Source organism: Thioalkalivibrio sp. ALE14 (assembly GCF_000376845.1).
Classification (GTDB): Bacteria; Pseudomonadota; Gammaproteobacteria; order Ectothiorhodospirales; family Ectothiorhodospiraceae; genus Thioalkalivibrio.
The window spans coordinates 102,006-122,383 of sequence record NZ_AQXY01000028.1; the positions used below are offsets into that span (position 1 = coordinate 102,006).

20 protein-coding genes and 1 other RNA gene are annotated in these 20,378 nt (G+C 68.0%); 4 read left to right on the forward strand and 17 right to left on the reverse strand.

Annotation, left to right across the window (positions count from 1 at the left end; translation table 11 throughout):
• The 9 genes from mraY to rsmI all read right to left on the reverse strand — a co-directional run bounded on the left by mraY (position 1) and on the right by rsmI (position 9,071).
• The gene (gene mraY / locus F572_RS0108330) at positions 1-1,083 is read right to left on the reverse strand and encodes a phospho-N-acetylmuramoyl-pentapeptide-transferase (RefSeq protein ID WP_018158437.1); all 1,083 of its coding nucleotides are present in this window, start codon (positions 1,081-1,083) and stop codon (positions 1-3) included.
• Positions 1,064-2,434: a UDP-N-acetylmuramoyl-tripeptide--D-alanyl-D-alanine ligase gene (murF, locus tag F572_RS0108335; RefSeq protein WP_017942781.1), complete on the reverse strand. Its 1,371-nt coding sequence runs from the start codon at positions 2,432-2,434 to the stop codon at positions 1,064-1,066. The genes mraY and murF overlap by 20 nt, the downstream gene beginning before the upstream one ends.
• Positions 2,431-3,972 (reverse strand): UDP-N-acetylmuramoyl-L-alanyl-D-glutamate--2,6-diaminopimelate ligase, encoded by a 1,542-nt coding sequence (locus F572_RS0108340; RefSeq protein ID WP_017942780.1) that lies wholly within the window; start codon positions 3,970-3,972, stop codon positions 2,431-2,433. Before F572_RS0108340 ends, murF begins: the two co-directional genes overlap by 4 nt.
• Entirely contained in the window at positions 3,969-5,684 is a 1,716-nt protein-coding gene (locus F572_RS0108345) for a penicillin-binding protein 2 (protein WP_017942779.1), read from the reverse strand. Before F572_RS0108345 ends, F572_RS0108340 begins: the two co-directional genes overlap by 4 nt.
• On the reverse strand, positions 5,672-5,956 hold the full coding sequence (gene ftsL, locus F572_RS0108350) for a cell division protein FtsL (protein WP_017942778.1): 285 nt from the start codon (positions 5,954-5,956) through the stop codon (positions 5,672-5,674). The genes F572_RS0108345 and ftsL overlap by 13 nt, the downstream gene beginning before the upstream one ends.
• Positions 5,956-6,882, reverse strand: coding sequence for a 16S rRNA (cytosine(1402)-N(4))-methyltransferase RsmH (gene rsmH, locus F572_RS0108355; RefSeq protein ID WP_026143130.1), 927 nt, complete (start codon positions 6,880-6,882; stop codon positions 5,956-5,958). The genes ftsL and rsmH overlap by 1 nt, the downstream gene beginning before the upstream one ends.
• Before the next feature lie 5 nt (positions 6,883-6,887).
• Complete coding sequence (gene mraZ / locus F572_RS0108360; RefSeq protein WP_017942776.1) at positions 6,888-7,328, reverse strand: division/cell wall cluster transcriptional repressor MraZ; 441 nt, start codon at positions 7,326-7,328, stop codon at positions 6,888-6,890.
• Between the two features lie 287 nt (positions 7,329-7,615).
• Positions 7,616-7,961: RNase P RNA component class A (gene rnpB / locus F572_RS14865), an RNA gene on the reverse strand.
• Positions 7,962-8,234: 273 nt separating this feature from the next.
• On the reverse strand, positions 8,235-9,071 hold the full coding sequence (gene rsmI, locus F572_RS0108365; RefSeq protein WP_026143129.1) for a 16S rRNA (cytidine(1402)-2'-O)-methyltransferase: 837 nt from the start codon (positions 9,069-9,071) through the stop codon (positions 8,235-8,237).
• Positions 9,072-9,153: 82 nt separating this feature from the next.
• Between rsmI and F572_RS0108370 the strand changes: the two genes are divergently transcribed.
• The 3 genes from F572_RS0108370 to F572_RS0108380 are packed head-to-tail and all read left to right on the forward strand — an operon-like array spanning position 9,154 to position 12,760.
• A complete protein-coding gene (locus F572_RS0108370; RefSeq protein WP_017942774.1) occupies positions 9,154-11,013 on the forward strand; it encodes a penicillin-binding protein activator in 1,860 nt (619 codons plus the stop codon).
• Positions 11,014-11,370, forward strand: coding sequence for a YraN family protein (locus F572_RS0108375; protein WP_017942773.1), 357 nt, complete (start codon positions 11,014-11,016; stop codon positions 11,368-11,370).
• Between the two features lie 10 nt (positions 11,371-11,380).
• Positions 11,381-12,760: an FAD-binding oxidoreductase gene (locus F572_RS0108380; RefSeq protein WP_017942772.1), complete on the forward strand. Its 1,380-nt coding sequence runs from the start codon at positions 11,381-11,383 to the stop codon at positions 12,758-12,760.
• 57 nt (positions 12,761-12,817) lie between these two features.
• Here F572_RS0108380 and F572_RS0108385 read toward each other — a convergent pair whose 3' ends face one another.
• The 6 genes from F572_RS0108385 to F572_RS0108410 form a co-directional block, all read right to left on the reverse strand.
• On the reverse strand, positions 12,818-13,246 hold the full coding sequence (locus tag F572_RS0108385; RefSeq protein WP_017942771.1) for a ClpXP protease specificity-enhancing factor: 429 nt from the start codon (positions 13,244-13,246) through the stop codon (positions 12,818-12,820).
• Entirely contained in the window at positions 13,243-13,869 is a 627-nt protein-coding gene (locus F572_RS0108390; protein ID WP_017942770.1) for a glutathione S-transferase N-terminal domain-containing protein, read from the reverse strand. Before F572_RS0108390 ends, F572_RS0108385 begins: the two co-directional genes overlap by 4 nt.
• A gap of 106 nt (positions 13,870-13,975) precedes the next feature.
• Positions 13,976-14,719 carry a cytochrome c1 gene (locus tag F572_RS0108395; protein WP_017942769.1) on the reverse strand — a complete coding sequence of 248 codons (744 nt, stop codon included), beginning with the start codon at positions 14,717-14,719 and terminating at the stop codon, positions 13,976-13,978.
• Positions 14,719-16,128, reverse strand: a complete 1,410-nt coding sequence (locus F572_RS0108400) for a cytochrome b N-terminal domain-containing protein (protein WP_017942768.1) — start codon at positions 16,126-16,128, stop codon at positions 14,719-14,721. Before F572_RS0108400 ends, F572_RS0108395 begins: the two co-directional genes overlap by 1 nt.
• On the reverse strand, positions 16,128-16,730 hold the full coding sequence (petA, locus tag F572_RS0108405) for a ubiquinol-cytochrome c reductase iron-sulfur subunit (RefSeq protein ID WP_026143128.1): 603 nt from the start codon (positions 16,728-16,730) through the stop codon (positions 16,128-16,130). Before petA ends, F572_RS0108400 begins: the two co-directional genes overlap by 1 nt.
• Before the next feature lie 323 nt (positions 16,731-17,053).
• Positions 17,054-17,803 (reverse strand): Nif3-like dinuclear metal center hexameric protein, encoded by a 750-nt coding sequence (locus tag F572_RS0108410; protein WP_017942766.1) that lies wholly within the window; start codon positions 17,801-17,803, stop codon positions 17,054-17,056.
• 42 nt (positions 17,804-17,845) lie between these two features.
• On the opposite strand from F572_RS0108410, the gene F572_RS0108415 reads away from it, so the two are divergent.
• Complete coding sequence (locus F572_RS0108415) at positions 17,846-18,967, forward strand: trypsin-like peptidase domain-containing protein (protein ID WP_017942765.1); 1,122 nt, start codon at positions 17,846-17,848, stop codon at positions 18,965-18,967.
• A gap of 46 nt (positions 18,968-19,013) precedes the next feature.
• Here the strand turns inward: F572_RS0108415 and F572_RS0108420 are convergent, their stop codons facing one another.
• Together F572_RS0108420 and F572_RS0108425 are read right to left on the reverse strand one after the other, a co-directional pair.
• Positions 19,014-19,922, reverse strand: coding sequence for a CopD family protein (locus tag F572_RS0108420; protein ID WP_017942764.1), 909 nt, complete (start codon positions 19,920-19,922; stop codon positions 19,014-19,016).
• A 3-nt stretch (positions 19,923-19,925) separates the two neighbouring features.
• Positions 19,926-20,297, reverse strand: a complete 372-nt coding sequence (locus tag F572_RS0108425) for a copper resistance CopC family protein (RefSeq protein ID WP_017942763.1) — start codon at positions 20,295-20,297, stop codon at positions 19,926-19,928.
• Positions 20,298-20,378 lie beyond the last annotated feature (81 nt).

Consider the following 20,378-nt stretch of genomic DNA (forward strand, 5'->3'; position numbering starts at 1 on the left):
TCAGCGCACCTTCAGGGTCGCAAGACCGATCAGGACGAACACCACGGTCAGGATCCAGAAGCGCACAATTACGCGCGGCTCCGGCCAGCCCTTGAGTTCGAAGTGGTGGTGCAGCGGCGCCATGCGGAAGATGCGCCGCCCGGTGAGCTTGAACGAGGCGACCTGCAGCATCACCGACAGGGTCTCCAGCACGAAGATACCGCCCATGATCAGCAGCACGATCTCCTGCCGGGTCAGGATCGCCAGCATGCCCAGGGCCGCGCCCAGGGCCAGCGCCCCGACATCGCCCATGAAGACCTGGGCGGGGTAGGTGTTGAACCACAGGAAGCCGAGGCCGGCACCCACCAGGGCGGCAGTGAAAATCACCACCTCGCCGACACCGGGTACCGCGGGGATGCCGAGATAGTCCGCGAACACCGCATGGCCCGCCGCGTAGGCGAAGATGCCCAGGGCACCGGCCACCAGGACCGCCGGCATGATCGCCAGGCCGTCCAGCCCGTCGGTCAGGTTCACGGCGTTGGAGGAACCGACCACGACCAGCCAGACCAGCGGGACGAACAGCCAGCCCAGGCTGAACTGGATGTCCTTGAACACTGGCAGGTAGAAGGTGGTCTCCACCGGCCCCTGCGCGGTGTACATGATCACGCCGGCCGCGATCAGGGCGAACAGGGTCTGCCACAGGATCTTCGCGCGCGCCGAGAGGCCCTTGCTGTTGCCATAGCGCAGCTTCAGGTAGTCGTCCCAGCCGCCGACGGCGCCAAAGGCCAGCGTGGTCAGCAGTACGATCCAGACAAAACGGTTGGTCAGGTCGCTCCAGAGCAGGGTGGCGACCGCCACCGCGACCAGGATCAGCGCGCCACCCATGGTCGGCGTGCCGGCCTTGGTCAGGTGCGATTCCGGGCCGTCGTCGCGGATCTGCTGGCCGACCTTGCCGACGGTCAGGCGACGAATCATCGCCGGGCCGATCAGCAGCGCGATCGCCAACGCCGTGACCACCCCGAGGATGGCGCGCACGGTCAGGTACTGAAAGACCGTGAACGCGGAATAGAACTGGCTCAGGTACTCAGTCAGCGCGTACAGCATTCGCCACCTCCGGCGCCGACGAGGTCAGGTCCAGTCCCTCGAGAATCTGTTCCATGTGCTGGCTGCGCGAGCCCTTCACCAGCACCGTGGTGCCCTCTGCCAGGAGGGGCTCGAGACGGGCGCGCAGCGCAGTGTGATCGTCGAACCATTCACCGCCGTCGCCGAAGGCCTCGGCGCTGTCGCGCGCGGCCTCGCCCAAGGCCAGGCAGTGATCGATGCCCATGGCCCGGGCCAGACGGCCGGTCTCCTGGTGCAGGGCCGGGGTCTCCGGGCCCAGCTCGCCCATCGCGCCCAGGACCAGGATGCGCCGCCCGGGCATGGCCGCCAGCACCTCCAGCCCGGCCCGCAGCGAGTCCGGGTTGGCGTTGTAGCTGTCGTCCCACAGCCGCGCGCCACTGGCATGCCACAGTTCCTGCAGGCGGCCGCGCACCGGCTTCCAGCGCGCCAGGCCCTCGACGATGGGATCGATCCCGATACCCACCGCGTTCGCCGCGGCCGCGGCGGCGACGGCATTCGCCGCCAGGTGCCGCCCGGGGCCGGCCAGGCGCAGATCACGCCCGGCGCCGAGGATCGCCAGGCGTAGCCGGTCCGGGGCCTGCCACATGCCCTCCACCTCGCCGCCACCCTCCAGCGAGAAGCGCTGGCAGTGGTGGTGTTCGTTCAGCGACAGCCAGTAGTCGGCGAAGGGATCATCCAGATTGATCACGGCGGTGCCGCCCTGCGCCGGGAGGCCGGAGTAGATCTCGGCCTTGGCATGGGCGACCCCCTCGAGGCTGCCGAAGCCCTCGAGGTGCGCGCGCCCGGCGTTGGTGATCATCGCGACCTGCGGCTCGACCCAGCGCACCATGCGGCCGATCTCGCCGGCATGGTTCGCGCCCAGCTCGATCACCGCATAGTCCACGTCCTGTGGCATCGCCAGGAGGGTCATGGGCGTACCGATCTCGTTGTTCAGGTTGCCTGCGGTGGCATGCACCGACCCCACACCTTCGAGGATGCAGCGCAGCATCTCCTTGGTGGTGGTCTTGCCGTTGGACCCGGTCAGGGCGATCACGCGGGCGCGGCTCTGGCGGCGCCAGTGGCGGCCCAGACGGCCCAGCGCCTCGCGGGTATCGGACACGATGACCTGCGGCTGTGGTACATCCAGGGCCCGCTCGACCAGCAGCACCGGGGCCGGCAGGTCACTGGCCACCTGCTGGTGGGCATCGAAGTTGGGCCCCTTCAGCGCGACGAACAGCGCACCCGGGCGCGGCTCGCGGGTGTCCGTGAACGCCCCTTCGAAGGCCGTGTCCGGCACCCCCTGCAGGCGCCCCTGTACCGCCTCGGCCAATTCCTGGCTGGTCATCCGAATCATTGCCCCTCCTCCCTGTGTGCGCGGTCGTCGCCGCGCGCGTCCTGCAGGTGCCGGCCCGCCTGTGCCTGCACCTGTTCGCGGTCGCTGAACGGATAGCGCTGACCGCGAATCTCCTGTGTGGTCTCGTGTCCCTTGCCGGCCACCAGCACCACGTCGCCCGCGGCAGCCTCGGCCAGCGCGCTGGCGATCGCGGTGGCGCGATCCCCGATCTCGTGGCATTCGACGGCATTGGCACAGCCGGCAAGGACCTCGGCACGAATCGCGGCCGGGTCCTCCCCGCGCGGGTTGTCGTCGGTCACGAAGACCACGTCCGCCTGGCGGCAGGCCACCTGCCCCATCGCCGGACGCTTGCCGCGGTCGCGGTCGCCGCCACAGCCAAAGACCACGCTCAGGCGGCCCGCGGTATGCGGGCGCAGGGCACACAACGCTGCCTCGAGCGCCTCGGCGGTATGGGCATAGTCGACCACCGCCAGGACGCCGTTTGGCAGCGGGAAACGCTCCATGCGTCCCGGCACGCCCGGCAATTCCTTGAGCGCCGTGATCGCAGCCTCGCGCTCCACCCCAAGGGCCTGCAGCGTGGCGAGGGTCGCAAGCAGGTTGCCGACCTGGAACAGCCCGAACAGCGCGGAGCACACCGGGTAGGTCCGGCCGTCCGCCACGAGGGTGAAACGCAACCCCTCCGGCGTGGCCTCCACGTCGCGCGCACTCAGGTCGGCGGGAGCCCCGGCGGCGCTGTAGGTCAGGGCCTGGACGCCGGGCGCAAGGGCCCCGGCCAGCTGACGGCCGAAGGCATCGTCGACGTTGAGCACCGCCGTTTGCAGGCCGGGCCAGGCAAACAGCCGCGCCTTCGCGGCGGCGTAGGCCTCCTGACTGCCGTGGAAATCGAGATGATCGGAGCTCAGCCGGGTCAGCACGGCCACGCCGATCGGGGCTCCGGCCAGGCGCCCCTGCGCGAGCCCGTGCGAGGAGGCCTCCAGGGCCACGGCGTCGCAGCCGGCACCGGCCAGCGCCGCCAGTTGTCGGTGCAGATCAAGCACGCCCGGCGTGGTGTGGCCGGTATCGACGAGCTGACCCGGCCGCCCAAAACCCAGCGTGCCGATCAGGCCCGTCGACCGGCCCAGGGCCTCCAGGGCCAGCGCGATCAGGTGGGTGACCGAGGTCTTGCCGTCGGTTCCGGTTACCGCCACCAGCGGGGCCGCCTCCGGCCAGGCCCCGAACAGCGCGCGCGCCATCTCGGGGAGCCGTTCGCGCAGGCCCGGTACATGGATCAACGGGACATCGAGGCGGGTTTCGGAGGGCTCGCCCTCGTCCCACAGGATCGCACTGGCACCCTGCGCGGCAGCATCGGCGGCATGCTCCAGGCCATGCCCGTGGGTGCCGGCCAGTGCGACAAAGACGGCACCGGGTCCGGCCCGACGGCTGTCCTGAACCAGGTCGGTGACCGGGATCCGGGCGTCCTCGGGGCGCAGATCGACGCCCTGAAGCAGATCGCCCAGCATCGGTCCGGTCTCGCTCCGGGTATCGCGGGCGGCCATCATGTTGCCCCCTCGTGTTCCGCGGCGAAACGCATCGGGATCTCGGGCATCGCGTCCGGACGGACGTTGAACATGCGCAGGGCCGACCCGACCACGCGCTGGAATACCGGGGCCGCGACCGCGCCTCCGTAGTAGACGCCGGCATCCGGCTCGTCGATCACCACGGCCATCACGAAGCGCGGATCGGAGGCCGGCGCCAGACCAACGAAACTGGAGAAATAGCGGTCCTCGGTATAGCCGCCCGGGCCGCTCTTGCGACTGGTGCCGGTCTTGCCGGCCACCCGGTAGCCATCGATCGCCGCCTGACGGGCGGTGCCTTCGGTGCCGATCACGTGCTCCATCATCGCCAGCACCTGGCGCGCGGTGCGCGGGGTCATCACCCGGGCCGGATCGCGCAGGTCGTCGGCGGTACGCACCAGCCGCACCGGCACGCGCTCGCCGTCGTTGGCAAACGCGGTGTACGCCGCCGCCATCTGCAGCGGCGACAACGACAGGCCGTAGCCATAGCCGAGCGTCGCCTGCTCCACCTCGCGCCAGGTGGTGAAATCACGAAGGCGACCGCGAGCCTCGCCGGGGAAGTGGGTCCCCGGGGCCTGGCCGAAGCCGGCCTGGTGCAGCGTCTGCCAGAACCGGTCCGCCGGGGTCTTCAGCGCCAGCTGGGTGGCCCCGACGTTGCTGGAACGGGCGATCAGGGTGGTCAGGTCGATAGTCCCGTAGTCGCGCAGGTCGCGCACGGTCAGCCGCCCGACGCGCATCGTGCCGGGCCCGGTCTCCAGGGTCGCGTTGGCGTCCACCACGCCAGCATCCAGGGCTGCCGCCACGGTAAAGGGCTTCATCACCGAGCCCGGCTCCAGGGTGTCGGTAATGGCGCGGTTGCGCGCCCGGTCGGAGCGGATGGCGCCGCGATTGTTCGGGTTGAAGCCGGGCTGGTTGACCAGCGCCAGGACCTCGCCGGTGCGGGCATCCAGCATTACGGCGGAACCACCCCGGGCGTTGTGTTCGGCGACCGCGGCCTTCAGCTCGCGGTAGGCCAGGTACTGCAGGCGCTGGTCCAGCGTGAGCGCCAGGGTATTGCCGTCCCGCGCCGGGCGGATGCTGGCCACGTCACGAATGGTGCGGCCGTGGCGGTCGCGCAGGACGCGCTTGGCCCCCGGTTGCCCCGAGAGCCACTGATCGAAGGCCAGCTCCACGCCCTCCTGGCCCTGGTCGTCGATATTGGTGTAGCCGAGTACATGCGAGGTCGCCTCGCCATGCGGATAGTAGCGCCGGAACTCCCGGGTCAGTCCGACACCCTGCATGCGCAGCTCGGCCACGCGCTCGGCCTGCTCGGGAAGCATGTGGCGGCGCAGGTAGACGAACTCGCGCGTGGCGCGTGTCTCGATGCGCTCCGCCAGCCATTCCGGGTCGACATCCAGCGCCGCCGCCAAGTCCGGCCAGCGCGCGCGCTGATCCATGAGGTCCTGGGGATTGGCCCAGGCCGTCTGTACCGGCGCCGAGATCGCCAGGGGTTCGCCATGGCGGTCGGTGATCATGCCGCGGTGGGCCGATTCGGTCAGGGTGCGGACCTGGCGCTGCTCGCCCTGCTTGGTCAGGAAGTCACGCTCCAGCACCTGCAGGTCGACCGCGCGCAACAGCAGCGCAACGCTCGCGAGGGCGAACACGGCGATCACGACCTTCAGGCGCCCGCCACTGATCTGTCGCTTCAGCGCGCCCATGCATCACCCCCGATCACCACGATGCGGTCGGAGTCGGGCTGGATCATGCCGAGGCGTTCGCGCGCCTGCTCTTCCACCCGGCCCTGGGTCGCCCAGGTCGACTGCTCGATCTGCAGTTGCGTCCACTCGAGGTTCAGGGCATCGCGCTGACTCAGCGCCTGCTGCTGATCGATAAAGGCCTGGCGCGCCTCGTGCTTGGCCGCGACCACGCCAATCGCCGACGCAAACACGCCAGTTGCCAGGGTCACCGCCAGGAGCCCGCGCGCAACCATCAGAGCCGCTCCCCCACGCGCAGCACGGCCGAGCGCGAACGCGGATTGATCCGTTGTTCCTCGCGATCGGCATGGATCGGCTTGCCGACGGGCCGCAGATTGCGCTCCGGCTCCTCCGGCATGACCGGCAGGCCCTTCGGCAACCGGACGTCGGACACCGGCTTGCGCAGGGCCTGCTTCACCAGACGGTCTTCCAGCGAATGGAAGCTGATGACCACCAGTCGGGCACCGGCCGGCAACACGTCGGGAATGGTCGCCAGCCACTGCTCCAGTTCGGCCAGTTCCTGGTTCACATAGATGCGGAGGGCCTGGAAGGTGCGGGTCGCCGGGTGCTTGCCCGGCTCGCGCTTCGGCACCGCGCGGCGGACGATCTCGGCCAGTTCGCCGGTACGGCTGATCGGTGCCTCCGCGCGAGCCGCCACGATCGCGCGGGCGATACGCCGTGAATGACGCTCCTCGCCGTAGTGGTAGATCACGTCGGCGATCTCGGCCTCTTCGGCACGCGCCAGCCATTCGGCCGCGCTCTCACCGTGGGCGGGGTCCATGCGCATGTCCAGCGGGCCATCATGCTGGAAACTGAAACCGCGTTCGGGGGTATCGAGCTGCGGCGAGGACACGCCCAGGTCCAGAAACACGCCGTCGGGGCCGCGCCCGGCCGAGCGCTCACGCAGGACATCCGCCATGCTCGAGAAGGCGCCGGCCTCGAAGGCGAAACGGGGGTCGTCGGCGAAGGCGGCGGCGGCCGCGACGGCTTCCGGGTCGCGGTCCATGGCCAGCAGCCGGCCATCCGGCCCCAGCCGCTCCAGGATGGCGCGGCTGTGGCCGCCACGACCGAAAGTGCCGTCGACATAGAAGCCGTCAGCACGCACGGCCAGGCCCTCCAGCACCGCGTCGCGCAGCACCGGTATATGGGGGGCGGCTTCCATGTCCGTCACAACGCGATGGACTCGAGCGCTTCGTCATCCACGTCACCCCCCAGCACCTGGGCGCAGGTCTCCTCCCAGGTCGCTTCGTCCCAGATCTCGAACTTCTTGCCCTGCCCCAGCAGCACCACCCGCTTTTCCAGGCCGGCGTACTGACGGAGGGGCGTGGGCAGCAGCAGACGACCGCTGCCATCCAGCTCGCATTCGGTGGCGTGACCCACCAGAAGGCGCTGCAGGTTGCGCACCTTGGGATTCATGTTGGGGCGGGACATCAGGTTCTGCTCGATGCGCTCCCATTCCGGAAACGGGTAGAGAAGCAGGCAGCGGGAGGGGTCAACGGTGATCACCAGCTGGCTGTTGCAGCTCGCAGCGAGGTCGTCGCGATACCGCGCCGGCATGGCCAGGCGGCCCTTCGCGTCCAGATTGAGCTGGCTGACACCTCGAAACATGGCTGGTAGCGGTGGTTACCCACCTTTCCCCACTTTGACCCACTTTTCGACACTATAGGTACGGGCATCCTCCAGAGTCAAGAAAATCGACCCCAAAAAACAAAAAATAAGCGTTGAATCACAGAGACTTAGCGCGACCCGCTCGAGGCCAGCACAAGGACTAAAAGAAGGGTATTAAAAGCCTCGCGTTGAGACCCAAACTTCATGCATCACTTTACAAGTTTTCCGCGGACGCAGCGGGTCCGGCCCGAACCGACGACGCGACGGGAGGCTCAGAGGTGGGAAAAAGTGGGAGCCGGCCGTAAGCCGGGTTCTGTCGTAGACAGTCATTCATCTGGGACGTCCGTCACCGGACGCCTCGAGCAGCCTACCCGGGTGCGATGCGGGCCGCACCATGCACCCCTATTTGGCCTTGCTCCGGACGGGGTTTACCCTGCCACGAACTGTTACCAGTCGCGCGGTGCGCTCTTACCGCACCATTTCACCCTTGCCTGTGCCCGAGGGCCATCGGCGGTATATTTTCTGCGGCACTTTCCGTCGGCTCGCGCCGCCCAGGCGTTACCTGGCGTCCTGCCCTGTGGAGCCCGGACTTTCCTCCACATCCGAGGATGCAGCGACTGCCAGGCCGACTCCCGCGCTCCTTGTACGCCGCCGCGCCCCCGAACGCAAGGCTTCACCAGGCCCTGGCCAACAAGGTCCTGGCCCGCCATCAGGCGCACGGATTAAGGTCAAGAGCGATTCACAGGAAGGCATGAAGACTGGAAGGAACTCAACTGGACTCCAAACACCGAGATCCGGCCGATGCGGCAACAACAGCCCTCCTACCAACAATGATGTTCTTCCCCTCTTCTAACCTTCCTGTCGACGGCTCTTGCCCTTGACCTCTCTGTGGCGGAACAACAAGCCCTAGCCGGCGGCGTCCTTGAGGGCGAGGGCGCGGGCGTAGACGCGGTTGCGTGGGAGCTCGGTGGCGTCAGAGAGCAGGCGCGCGGCACGCTTGAGGGGGAGCTCGCGCAGCAGCGCCGCCAGCAGGCGCTCGTGCTCGGCCGACAGCGGCTCGTCGGCCTCGCCGCCGGTTTCCGGAGCCGGTGCGGGCCCCAGGATCAGGACGAATTCGCCGCGCGTGCGGTTACGGTCGGCATCCAGCCAGGCGGGGAGTTCACCCGCCACCCCGCGATAGTGCTCCTCGAACTGCTTGGTCAGCTCGCGCGCCAGGAACACCTCGCGCTCCGGCGCCAGCCCCGCGAGGTCCTCGGCCGCGGCGCGGATGCGGTGCGAGGACTCGAACAGGATGGTGGTAACCGGCTGCGCGAGCAGTGTCTCCAGTTGTCGGATGCGGGCCCCGGCGGCATGCGGAAGAAAACCCTCGAAACAGAACCGGTCCGACGGCAGACCGGCGACGGCCAGCGCCGCCAGAGGGGCGCTGGGCCCCGGGACCGCGCGTACCGGCACTGCGGCCTCCTGCGCCGCCCGCACCAGCCGGAATCCGGGATCGGAGACCAGCGGCGTGCCGGCATCCGAGATCAGCGCGACCGATTCTCCCTGCTGCAGCGCCTCCAGCAGCGCGGGAATCCGCTCGGCCTCGTTATGCTCGTGCAGGCTGACCAGCGGCGTATGCACACCCAGATGGGCCAGCAGCCCGGCGCTGTGTCGGGTATCCTCCGCGGCAATACGCTGCACCTGGCCCAGGACCTCGCCGGCGCGCGGGCTCATGTCGCCGAGATTGCCGATCGGGGTGGCCACCACCCACAACGTGCCCCAGTTCGTTGACACGGCCTGATGCGCTTTCAATACTGACTCCTCAACTCGCCGACGAATCGCTATCGTGACCCGAATCCCCAACCGCGCCGGGCCTGCCAGGCCCCTGTCCCGCCTTGCCCTGTTACTGCTGGCCACCGCCATCGTAGTGGGGTGCGCCACCCCGCGCCCGGACCCGGAACCGACCCCGGACCCCGAGGTCCGTCCGGACCTGGCCGAACTCCCGCTGGAGGTCCGCGCCAGCCTGCTGCTGAGCGAGGCGCGCTCGCGCCCGGAACCCGACACGGTACGCGCCGCCATCGATGCCGTGCTGGCGCTGGACCCGGCCACGCCCGACCAGCTGGACCGCGCCGACAGCCTGTGGGCCGAGCTCCCCGAGGCCGAGCGCACTACGCAGGAGACCCGTCTGCTGGGCGCACGCCTCGCGGCGGCCCAGCGCGACTGGGCCCTGGCCCGCGAGCGCCTCGGCGCGGATGACCCGGACGATCCGACCCGTTCGCCGGAGGTCTATCGCCAGGGGCTGTCCCTGCATGCCCATCTGCTGGAGCAGGAAGGCCAATGGTATCAGGCCCTGGACTCCCGCCTGCGCCTGGATGGGCTCCTGGTCATGGAGCCGGACCTTCACGAGGTGAACCAGCAGCGCATCTGGGGCCTGCTGGCCGCCCTGCGCCCGGCCCAGCGCGAACAGGTGATCGGCAACCACCCGCCGAATGGCGATGCCTGGGTCAGCCTGTTCCGGTTGCTGCGCGCGGCCGACACGCAGGAGGAGGCCCGCCATGCCGCCGGGCAGTGGCGCGAACGTCATCCGTCGCACCCGGCCAACAGCCTGCTGCCGGAGCTGCTCGCCAGTCATCCGCTCGCGACCGACCGGCCGGGCGACATTCTCGTGCTGTTGCCATTGTCCGGTGACCTGGGCGAGTTGGGGAACGCGATCCTGGATGGCATCACCCGCGCCTATTACGCGGAGGGCGGGGGTAACGGCCGACTGATCGTGCGCGACACCCGCGGCCAGCCGGATGCGGCCGCCGCGTTGTACCGCCGCGGGGTGGACTCGGGCGTCGCCCGGATCATCGGCCCCCTGCGCCGCGAGTCCGTGGGCCATGTCGCCCGGATCGAGCAGACGGTACCTTCGGTACTGCTCAACCGGACCGACGCCATTGCCAACGGCGGGCAGACCACGCTGGCCCTGAACCCCGAAGAGGACGCGCGGGCCGTGGCCGATCGCGCCGCCCGCGCGGGCTGGCGCCACCCCCTGGTAATCCTGCCGGAGGGGAACTTCGGTGACCGGGTGGCATCGGCCTACCAGGCGGCGCTCGCCGAAGACGGTCGCCGGGCACGCGACGTAATCCGCATCCAGCCCAGCGCGGGCGAGCTGAACGCGGCCATCGGCCAGGCGCTGGGCATCCCGCAAAGCGAATCTCGCATCCGCGACGTCGCCCGCCGCACAGGACTGGAGCTGGAAGGCGATCCGCAGGTGCGCGCGGATGTGGACCACCTGTTCATTGCCGGCACCGCACCACAGGTACGGCGCATCACGCCACATATCCATTTCCACCGCGCCAGCCACCTCCCGATGATGGCGACGGCCCATGTGTATTCCGGTCGGCCCAATGCCAATCGCGACGCGGACCTGAACGGGATCGTGTTTCCCGATGCGCCACGCCTTTTCGATCAGGTCCGGCCCCTGGGGGGCGATCAGGAGGCCCGCGACGAGACCCTGCCGCGTTTCGTCGCCCTGGGCATGGATGCCCTGCGCCTGAGCCTGCGTCAGGAGGCGATTCGCGCGGCCCCGCATCATCAGCTCGCCGGGGGCACCGGAACCTGGAGCCTGAACCCGTTCAGCCACGAGTGGATCCGGGAGCCGGCCTGGGCGCGCTTCGTGCACGGGGAGCCGCAGCGGATCGATCTACCGGGCGGAGACGCCTGAGTGTTCCGCCCGGGCGCCTCGGGACAGGCCGCCGAGGACCGGGCGGCGGACTATCTCGAGACCCGCGGACTGCGGATCCGCGCCCGCAACGTGCGCCGCCCCTACGGCGAGCTGGACCTAGTCGCCCAGGAGGGCGACACCCTTGTGCTGGTGGAAGTGCGCAAGCGCAGCCACCCCGGGTTCGGTGGTGGCGCGGAAAGCATCGACCGGCGCAAGCAGGCCCGTCTGCTGCGGGTGGCCGAGGCCTACCTGCAGGAACACGCCTGGAACGGTCCCGTGCGGTTCGATGTCATGACCCTGGATGGCCAGGACCGAATCGACTGGCTGCAGGATGCCATCCAGGCCACCACCGACTGAGCACCCACCCATGACCCCACTGGCACGCGAGCTGGAACAACTCCTGGAACCCGCTGATCGGCTCGTGGATCCGGCGGATTGCTGGACCTACGGCGCGGACAATTCGAAGCTGCACGCCGCCCCGGATGCCGTGGCCTTTCCGCGCGACGCGGACACCGTGCGCGAACTGGTCCGCCTCTGCCGCCGCCTGGGGGTCGCCCTGACCAGCCGGGGCCGGGGTACGGGCACGACCGGGGCCGCGGTCCCCGACCACGGCGGCCTGGTCGTGTCCTTCGAGCATATGAACCGGATTCTCGAGGTGGACCCGGAAAACCGGTGGCTGATTGCCGAACCGGGGGTCACCAATGGCGAGATCCAGGAGGCAGCAGGCGCCCACGGCTTCTTCTGGCCACCCGATCCCACCAGCAGCGCCTACTGCACTCTGGGCGGCAATCTCGCCTACAACTCCGCCGGCCCCCACGCGGTGAAATACGGGACGCCCCGCGACAACACTCTGGGCCTGGCGGCCGTGGCCGGGACGGGCGAGGCCTTCCGCACTGGGGTGCACACGACCAAGGGCGTGGTGGGTTACGACCTGACGCGACTGCTGATCGGATCGGAGGGCACCCTGGCAGTCACCACCGAAGCCACGCTGCGCCTGACCCCGCGGCCCGAGGCCACCCGCCTGATCCAGGCCGTGTACCGCGATGTCGGCGCCGCGGCCCGCGCGGTCTCGCGCCTGATGGCCCGGGCCGAGGTTCCGTCCGCGCTGGAGTTCATGGACCACTCCGCCATCGCGATGATCCGCGACTACGACCCGGACTGCCCCCTGCCGGCGGACGCGGGCGCCATCCTGATGATCGAGACCGACGGCACCGAGGCCGGCATCGACGCGACGACCGCGGGCATCCGGGGTGCGGCGGAGGGAGACGGCTGCCTGGAGACCCGCAGTGCCGATACCCCGGAGGCGACGCAGGCCCTCTGGGCGGTGCGCAAGGCGCTGTCGCCGGCGCTCAGGACCGTGGCCCCGAAGAAGATCAACGAGGACGTGGTCGTCCCCGTCTCGCGCATCCCGGATCTGATCGCGGGGCTGGACGGCCTGGCGACCGAACACGCGATCAAGATCGTCAATTTCGGCCACGCCGGCAACGGCAACATCCACGTGAACCTGCTGGTCAACCCCGACGACCCGGCGGAGCTGGCCGCGGCCGAGCGCTGCCTGGACGGGGTGTTCACGCTGGTGCTCTCGCTGGGCGGCACCCTTTCCGGGGAGCACGGCATTGGTCTGGTCAAGCGCCCTTATGTGGCGCGCGAGCTGGACCCCGTGGCACTGGGCCTGATGGCCGGGATCAAGCGCGAGTTCGATCCGGCCAATATCCTCAATCCGGGCAAGGCACCCGGCCCTCGCTAGAACGCCGGTCCCGAACCGCTGGACCGTCACCCAAAAGAAAGGGCCCCGATCGGGGCCCTACTTGACGACCTTCAGGGCCGGTCCCTTGCGCTTAGGCGCCGGGGCATCATCGCCGCCTCCCCCGTCGCCGGAACCATCCGGGGGCGTTCCGGGGCCATCGTCCTCGGGCCCCGGACCCGGTTCGCTGCCGAACATCATTCCCTGCCCGTTCTCGCGCGCATAGACCGCGAGCACGGCCTGCATCGGGACGAACACATCCATGGGGTTTCCGGCAAAACGGGCCGAGAAGGCCACGGCGTCGTCCCCGATGTTCAATGCCTGAACCGCCGACGGTCCGACATTGAGGGTGATCTTGCCCTGGTCGACGAAGGCGTCCGGAACGACCACCCCTTCCACCGTGGCATCGACCAGGATATGCGGCGTAAAGCCGTTATCCGTGACCCACTCCCACAGCGCACGGAGCAGATAGGGACGCGACGAAGTCACAGGCGCAGCTCGCGCTCGGCCTCGGTCAGACTCACCTGGAACGACTCGCGCTTGCAGACCCGGTCGGCGTATTCCTGGATCGCCTGCGGCAGCGAGGCCAGGTCGATCCCCACGGCCGGCAAGCGCCACATCACCGGGGCGATCGCGCAGTCGACAATGGAGAACTCGTCACTCAGGAAGTACGGCTTGAGCTCGAAGATCTCGGCCGAACTGACCAGGCTCTCGCGCAGAATCTTGCGCGCCTTGGTGAGTCCCGAACCGGAGGCCTTGTACACCGCGTCCAGACCCTCGTACCAGTCGCGTTCCACGCGATAAAGCGCCAGCCGCGCGGCCGCGCGCGACACCGGGTCCACCGGCATCAACGGCGGATGCGGAAAGCGCTCGTCCAGGTACTCGGTAATGACGTGGGTGCCGTACAGGGCCAGGTCACGATCCACCAGGGTCGGGACCTCGTTGTACGGATTCAGGTCCGAGAGATCCTCGGGCAGTTCGTCCGGCCCAAGGTTGACGACATCCACCGCGATATCCTTCTCCGCGAGGATGATGCGCACGCGGTGACAGCGAACGCAGTCGTGTGCAGAAAACAGGGTCATAACGGAACGACGGTTGGCGACCAGCGCCATGGCTTTCTCCCTACCCCGGCCTGACGGTTTCCCGTGCCGGGCAGACGGTCAATAACACCGGCGCGCGATCCTCCGCGATCAACGCGCCGGCGACGGTTCAGGCCGCCTAGTGTACGTCTTTCCAGTACTCCTTTTTCAAGAAGTAGGCCAGGATCGTAAAGATCCCGAGGAAAATCAGCACGTACAGGCCGATCCGCTGACGTTCCAGCTGCATCGGCTCGCCCATATACGAGAGGTAGGTAACGATGTCGCGCACGGCACGATCGTACTCGCTCTGCGTCATCTGGCCGGAGCGCACCAGTTCGAGACGCTCATTGCCATCCTCGTCGACGACCTTCTCCTGCCAGCCCTGCAGTTCCCACAATACGTGGGGCATGCCGACATTCTCGAACACCTCGTTGTTCGCGCCCAGCGGCCGCGACTCGTCGACGTAGAAGCTCTTCAGGAAGGTGTAGACCCAGTCCTCGCCATTGATGCGGGTGGTCATGGTCAGGTCGGGCGGGACCACGCCAAAGGCCTCTTCACCATAGTCGTCGCTCATGGCGTTCTTCATCAGAGAACCCACGCCGACCGGGTCGCCGGCCTCGTCGGTCATGAAGATGAAGTTCTCTTCCATGTGCTGCTCGGTCAGCCCGATATCCCGCGCCACGCGGTTGTAGCGCATGTACTCGGTCGCGTGACACCCCATGCAGTAGTTCATGAAGAGGTTGGCACCGCGCTGCAGCGAGGCCTCGTTGGTCACATCAATGTTGGCCTTCTCCAAGTCGCCGTCGTACCCGGCCGCCGATGCGGCCGGGACGGTGAACAGGGCCGCAGCGGCCAGGAACGTAGTTGCGATAAGCGTTTTCATTACGAAGTCACCCTTTCCGGAACGGCACGGTCACGGCCCAGGCCACGCGCAAAGGCGGGGGCCACCATGGTCACGAACAGATACACGGTCGGAATCAGCCAGGACCACATGATCAGGCTCGCATCACTCGGGTCGAAGCGCAGGAGGTCGTAGATCGTGTAGATCCCGACCACCACGGCGAACGCGATCAGGCTGAAGGCCACCGAGCGTTCCTTGCTGAGGAACCACAGCAGGAAGAAGAACGCGAAGTAGACCGTGGCGAAGCGCAGGCTCATCTCGCTGACCTCGGTGGTGGCCTGCTGCAGACCCAGCCAGCCCAGGATCACGAAGGCCACCACGAACACCGCCAGGTTGAACTTGGCCGCGAACGAACGGTAGCGCATCGACAGGACCGGATTGCGATCCAGCCAGGGGATGAAGAACAGCATCACCACCGCGGCACCCATCGCGACCACGCCGAGGAACGGATCCGGCACGGAACGCAGCACCGAGTACATCGAGGTGAAGTACCAGACCGGCGGAATCAGGTCCGGGGTGACCAGCGGGTCGGCCGGAATCATGTTGTCCGGCTTCAGGAACAGGCCACCACCAGTGGGGAAGAAGAACATGATCACGGCGAAGACCATCAGGAACACGCCGACACCCACCAGATCCTTCACGGAGTAGTACGGGTGGAACGGGATGCCGTCCTTCGGGATGCCGTTCTCGTCCTTGTTGTCCTTGATGTTGATGCCATCGGGGTTGTTGGAGCCCACTTCGTGCAGCGCAATGATGTGCGCGGCCACCAGCATGATCAGCACCAGCGGCAGGGCCACCACGTGCAGCGCGAAGAAGCGGTTCAGTGTGGCGTCGGACAGCAGGAAGTCACCGCGGATCCAGGTCACCAGGTCCGGCCCGATGTACGGGATGGTCTGGAACAGGTTCACGATCACCTGGGCGCCCCAGTACGACATCTGGCCCCACGGCAGCAGGTAGCCGGCGAAGGCCTCGGCCATCAGCACCAGGTAGATCAGCACGCCGAAGATCCAGATCAGCTCGCGCGGCTTCTTGTAGGAGCCGTACAGCAGCGCCCGGAACATGTGCAGATAGACGACCACGAAGAACATCGAGGCGCCGGTGGAGTGCATGTAGCGGATCAGCCAGCCCCACTCCACGTCGCGCATGATGTACTCGACGGACGCGAACGCGAGTTCGGCGTCGGGCTTGTAGAACATGGTGAGGAAGATGCCGGAGACGATCTGGATGACCAGCACCAGCAGCGCCAGGGAGCCGAAGAAATACCAGAAATTGAAGTTCTTCGGCGCGTAGTACTGTGCCAGATGCTCGTTCCACATCTGGGAGAGCGGGAAGCGGGCGTCCACCCAGCCCAGCAGACCGCCCTGGATCTTGGTATCAGGATTGCTGGCCATTAGATCGCCTCCCCGTCTTCGTCTTCACCAATGACAAGCAAGGTGTCCGTGCGATACATGTGCCGCGGGACGACCAGGTTGGTGGCCGCAGGCATGTTGCGGTACACGCGACCGGCGAGGTCGAAGCGCGAACCGTGGCAGCCGCACAGCCAGCCGCCCTGCCAGTCGGCACCCATCTCGGGATCGCCGATCTCCGGACGGTAGCTCGGCGAGCAGCCCAGATGGGTGCAGATGCCGATCACGACCAGGACCTCCGGGTCGCGCGAGCGGAACTCGTTCTGCGCGTATGCCGGCTGCTGGCTCTCCACCTCGGATTCCGGATCGCGCAGACGATCGGTCACTTCGGACAAACCGGCGATCATCTCCTCGGTGCGTCGCACGACCCAGATGGGCTGGCCGCGCCATTCGACGCTGACACGCTGACCCGGCTCGACGGCGGACACGTCGAACTCGACAGGGGCCCCGGCTGCCTGAGCGCGCGCGCTGGGCTGCAAGGACGCCAGGAACGGGGCCGCAACTGCGGCGACCCCGGCTCCGCCTACGACGGATGTCGCGGCGACGAGGAACCGGCGACGGCCTCGGTTTACGCCTTGGTTTGCCATGTTTGTCTCTCCAAACAACGTGTTGAAATCGGGTTCCCGCGACCGCACAACGAGGGCGCAGCCTGGGCGCGAGGGGCCTGGGCCGCACGCGCGAATGCCCATCTGGGCGGGCTGTAAAATCCGATAGAATTCCCGAACACGCTAATAAGGTCAAGTAGATTACTGCCTTAAAACCGAGCCTTGCACTCGGTCAAGCGCTACCGGGGACCTTATAAGACGCTGATTATGAGGCGGCTTGCCGTACGCTCCGGCAATGCCCCGAAACCGCACGAATTGCACCACAATCTCGCAGCGGGCCGCGCCTGCAGGGGCGAAGACTCCCGTCAGGCGGGATTGTCGATCTCGATGAACTCGTGCTCGAGACCGAAACGTTCCGCACACCACTGACCGAGGGCCGGGGCCCCGTAGCGCTCGGTGGCATGATGCCCGGCGGCGAAGAAATGCACCCCCAACTCGCGCGCCTCGTGGGTGGTCTGTTCGGAGATCTCGCCACTGATGTAGGCATCCACCCCCAGCGCCGCCGCCTCCGTCAGCAAGGACTGCGCACCACCGGTGCACCACGCAATGCGCCGGATCGGGTGGTCGCCGGCTTCCACGCACAGGGCCTCGCGCCCCAGCACGTTGCTGATGTGGGCCTGCATGTCCGGCGCCGACAATGCCCGCGCCGGGGTACCAACCTGGCCGACGCCATCCTCGCGCAGCACGCCATCGATCTCGAAGCCCAGGCGGCCGGCCAGCTGCGTGTTGTTGCCGAGCACGGGGTGGGCATCCAGCGGCAGGTGGTAGGCCACCAGGTTGATGTCGTGCGCCAGCAGCTGGCGTATGCGTTCGCGCTTCATGCCGGTCACCTCCTGCGGCTCACCCTTCCAGAAGTAGCCATGGTGCACCAGGATCAGATCGGCCTCGGCCTCCACTGCGGCCTCCACGAGCGCCAGCGAGGCGGTCACGCCACTGACGATCCGCCGGATCTCGCGGCGCCCCTCCACCTGCAGCCCATTCGGGCAGTAATCGCGGAAACGGTCCGGTTCAAGCTCCGCATTCAGCGCCTGCATCAATTCGTCGCGATCGACCACGGCGGGATCCCCTGTTGAACGATGATTCGGTATATTCGAGATATGGTGTATTTCTCTCGCTTTCTGCTGCAAGCCGCGCTGACCGGCATTGCCCTCGCCGTGGTAATCGCGGTGTTCTTCCCCCAGATCCTCGGCCGCGACGAACCCGGCGCGGCGCTGCAGGTTGCCGAGCCGGTAACCGCCCCGGCCGCGACCGGGGCACCCGCCAGCTACGCCGACGGCGTGCGCCGCGCGGCACCCGCGGTCGTCAACATCATGACCTCGCGCACCATCGACCGGCCCTCCGGCTTCGGCCTGCACGAGTTCTTCGGCCAGCCGCTACCGCCCGGCGAACAGGAGCAGTCCAGCCTCGGCTCTGGCGTCATCATGACCGAACAGGGGCACATCCTCACCAATCACCACGTGATCGAGGAGGCGGACGCCATCGCCATTATGCTCCCCGGCGGCGAGGCCCACCCGGCCGAGATCATCGGTATCGATACCGATACCGACCTGGCCGTACTGCGCGTGCATGCCCCGGGACTGGGGGTTGCCACGGTGGGGCACTCCAGCGAGCTGCAGGTGGGCGATGTGGTCCTGGCCATCGGCAACCCCTTCGGTGTCGGCCAGACGGTGACCCAGGGCATCGTCTCCGCCACCGGCCGCAATCAGCTCGGCATCAACACCTTCGAGGACTTCATCCAGACCGACGCGGCCATTAACCCGGGCAACTCCGGCGGCGCCCTGATCAATGCCCGCGGCGAGGTCATCGGCATCAACACCGCGATCTTCTCGCGTTCCGGGGGCTCCCACGGCATCGGCTTCGCGATCCCGGTGGACCTCGCGCGCAGCGTGATGACCGAGATCATCGAACAGGGCTTCGTGGCCCGCGGCTGGCTGGGGATCGAGGTCCAGGCGATGAACCGCGAACTGGCCGAATCCTTCGGCCTGGACACGCCGCGCGGCGTGCTGGTCGCCGGCATCCTGCGCGAGGGGCCTGCGGAAGAGGCTGGAATCCGGCCGGGAGACATCATCACCCACCTGGACGGCAGCAGCGTGAACACCCCGCGCGAAGCGCTCAACGTGATCGCCCGTACCTCCCCCGGCGCGACCCTCGACATCCGCGTCCAGCGCGAGGGCGAGGACGTCGAACTCGCCGCCACGGTCGCCCAGCGACCCATCTGACGACGACTTACAGGGAAACACTGATCAATGTTGCTGGCACCCCCACCTATCCACCGGCCGGTGAACTGACCGTGGTCAGCACTGCGGTCAGCAGCAGGATCGACGCGACCAGGCTTCCCTCCAGCGCGATACTCCGGCGCAGCCGTCCGGGGGCCCCGGGTTCGCCGCGCTCGAACGCCGGCACCAGCCGCCACTTGTTCGCGGCGGCCAGCAGCAGGAGCAATCCGACGATCAGGACCTTGCCGATCAGGAACTGCCCATAGCCCGTGGTAAACAATGGCGTGACACCGCCCAGCAGCAAGGCCGCCAGCACCACACCGGCCAGCACCAGCAACCCGACCCCGAACACCGCCACCTGGCCGAAGCGCGCCAGGATGCGCGCGGCATCCGCGCCCTCGGGTGGGTGCCCGGCCAGCCGGTACAGCGGCGCCAGCGACGCGACCCAGAAGGCGGCAGCCAGCAGATGCACGATCAGCAGGGCGGCCAACAGAAGACGAGGCTCGTCCACGGTATGCCCCACCTGCACGAAGGCCAGCATCACCAGCCCAACGCCGGCGAGACTCAGCCCGTAACCCAGCCACGGCAGCCGTCGCGCATCCAGAAGGATTGCCTGCACCAGCAGCAGCCCGCTCACCGCGAGGATCAGACGCGTCCCCTGGGCGCCCTCGAACACCATGCCGAGCAGCATCGGGTCCACCGCGGAGGCGACAGTGCCGCCCCCGAGATACCCCGCCTGCAACGGCCACTGGATCAGGGCCAGGGCGATCCCGACCCAGGCCACGATAGCGCCGATACGGCTGGCCACCCGGCGCTCCCGATCGGGCAGATCCGGAAACGTCAGACGAAACAGCACCACCCCGGTCGCCAGCAAGGCGCCGCCGTAGAACCCGGCCGTCACAAGGATCATCGCGACGGTCCAGGCCTCCACCCCGGCGAGTGCCGACATCCAGGCCATGGATCAGTCCTCTACCGTGAAGCGGAAGCCGTCGGACATCATGTGACCGTCGCGGGCCAGCCCGCGCCAGCGCACCTGGTAGTCCCCGGCCGGCAGCGGCTCGGCCGGCTCCACAAAGTAGCGTTCGGTAGGGTCGTTGCCCGGGGGGTTCGTCAGGCGCACCCGGCCATCGGGGCCGGAGACATCGAACTGGGTGATACGCATCGCACCCTCGAATTCGATGCCGATTTTCTCGGGTGAACCCTGCACCGTCGCGCCGTCCTCCGGCGTACTGCCCAGTTCGCCCTCATGGGCCAGCAGCGGCGTGGCCACGGCCAGCAGCAGGGCCGCCAGGGCGGCTCGGGTGGTGTTGTGGATCGTGCTCTTGGTCTGCATGTCGTGTCCTCTTTTCGTTTAGCCGTGTGGCAAACGTTGCTTGAAACAGGTGTGGGTAACACGGAGGGTCCGACTGGACCC

What these genes read in the sequence shown, in the direction of transcription:
- mraY (WP_018158437.1), bottom strand. Translation starts at nt 1,083, where the DNA reads ATGCTGTACGCGCTGACTGAGTACCTGAGCCAGTTCTATTCCGCGTTC.
- murF (WP_017942781.1), bottom strand. Translation starts at nt 2,434, where the DNA reads ATGATTCGGATGACCAGCCAGGAATTGGCCGAGGCGGTACAGGGGCGC.
- F572_RS0108340 (WP_017942780.1), bottom strand. Translation starts at nt 3,972, where the DNA reads ATGATGGCCGCCCGCGATACCCGGAGCGAGACCGGACCGATGCTGGGC.
- F572_RS0108345 (WP_017942779.1), bottom strand. Translation starts at nt 5,684, where the DNA reads ATGGGCGCGCTGAAGCGACAGATCAGTGGCGGGCGCCTGAAGGTCGTG.
- ftsL (WP_017942778.1), bottom strand. Translation starts at nt 5,956, where the DNA reads ATGGTTGCGCGCGGGCTCCTGGCGGTGACCCTGGCAACTGGCGTGTTT.
- rsmH (WP_026143130.1), bottom strand. Translation starts at nt 6,882, where the DNA reads ATGGAAGCCGCCCCCCATATACCGGTGCTGCGCGACGCGGTGCTGGAG.
- mraZ (WP_017942776.1), bottom strand. Translation starts at nt 7,328, where the DNA reads ATGTTTCGAGGTGTCAGCCAGCTCAATCTGGACGCGAAGGGCCGCCTG.
- F572_RS0108380 (WP_017942772.1), top strand. Translation starts at nt 11,381, where the DNA reads ATGACCCCACTGGCACGCGAGCTGGAACAACTCCTGGAACCCGCTGAT.
- F572_RS0108390 (WP_017942770.1), bottom strand. Translation starts at nt 13,869, where the DNA reads ATGGCGCTGGTCGCCAACCGTCGTTCCGTTATGACCCTGTTTTCTGCA.
- F572_RS0108395 (WP_017942769.1), bottom strand. Translation starts at nt 14,719, where the DNA reads ATGAAAACGCTTATCGCAACTACGTTCCTGGCCGCTGCGGCCCTGTTC.
- F572_RS0108400 (WP_017942768.1), bottom strand. Translation starts at nt 16,128, where the DNA reads ATGGCCAGCAATCCTGATACCAAGATCCAGGGCGGTCTGCTGGGCTGG.
- petA (WP_026143128.1), bottom strand. Translation starts at nt 16,730, where the DNA reads ATGGCAAACCAAGGCGTAAACCGAGGCCGTCGCCGGTTCCTCGTCGCC.
- F572_RS0108415 (WP_017942765.1), top strand. Translation starts at nt 17,846, where the DNA reads ATGGTGTATTTCTCTCGCTTTCTGCTGCAAGCCGCGCTGACCGGCATT.
- F572_RS0108420 (WP_017942764.1), bottom strand. Translation starts at nt 19,922, where the DNA reads ATGGCCTGGATGTCGGCACTCGCCGGGGTGGAGGCCTGGACCGTCGCG.
- F572_RS0108425 (WP_017942763.1), bottom strand. Translation starts at nt 20,297, where the DNA reads ATGCAGACCAAGAGCACGATCCACAACACCACCCGAGCCGCCCTGGCG.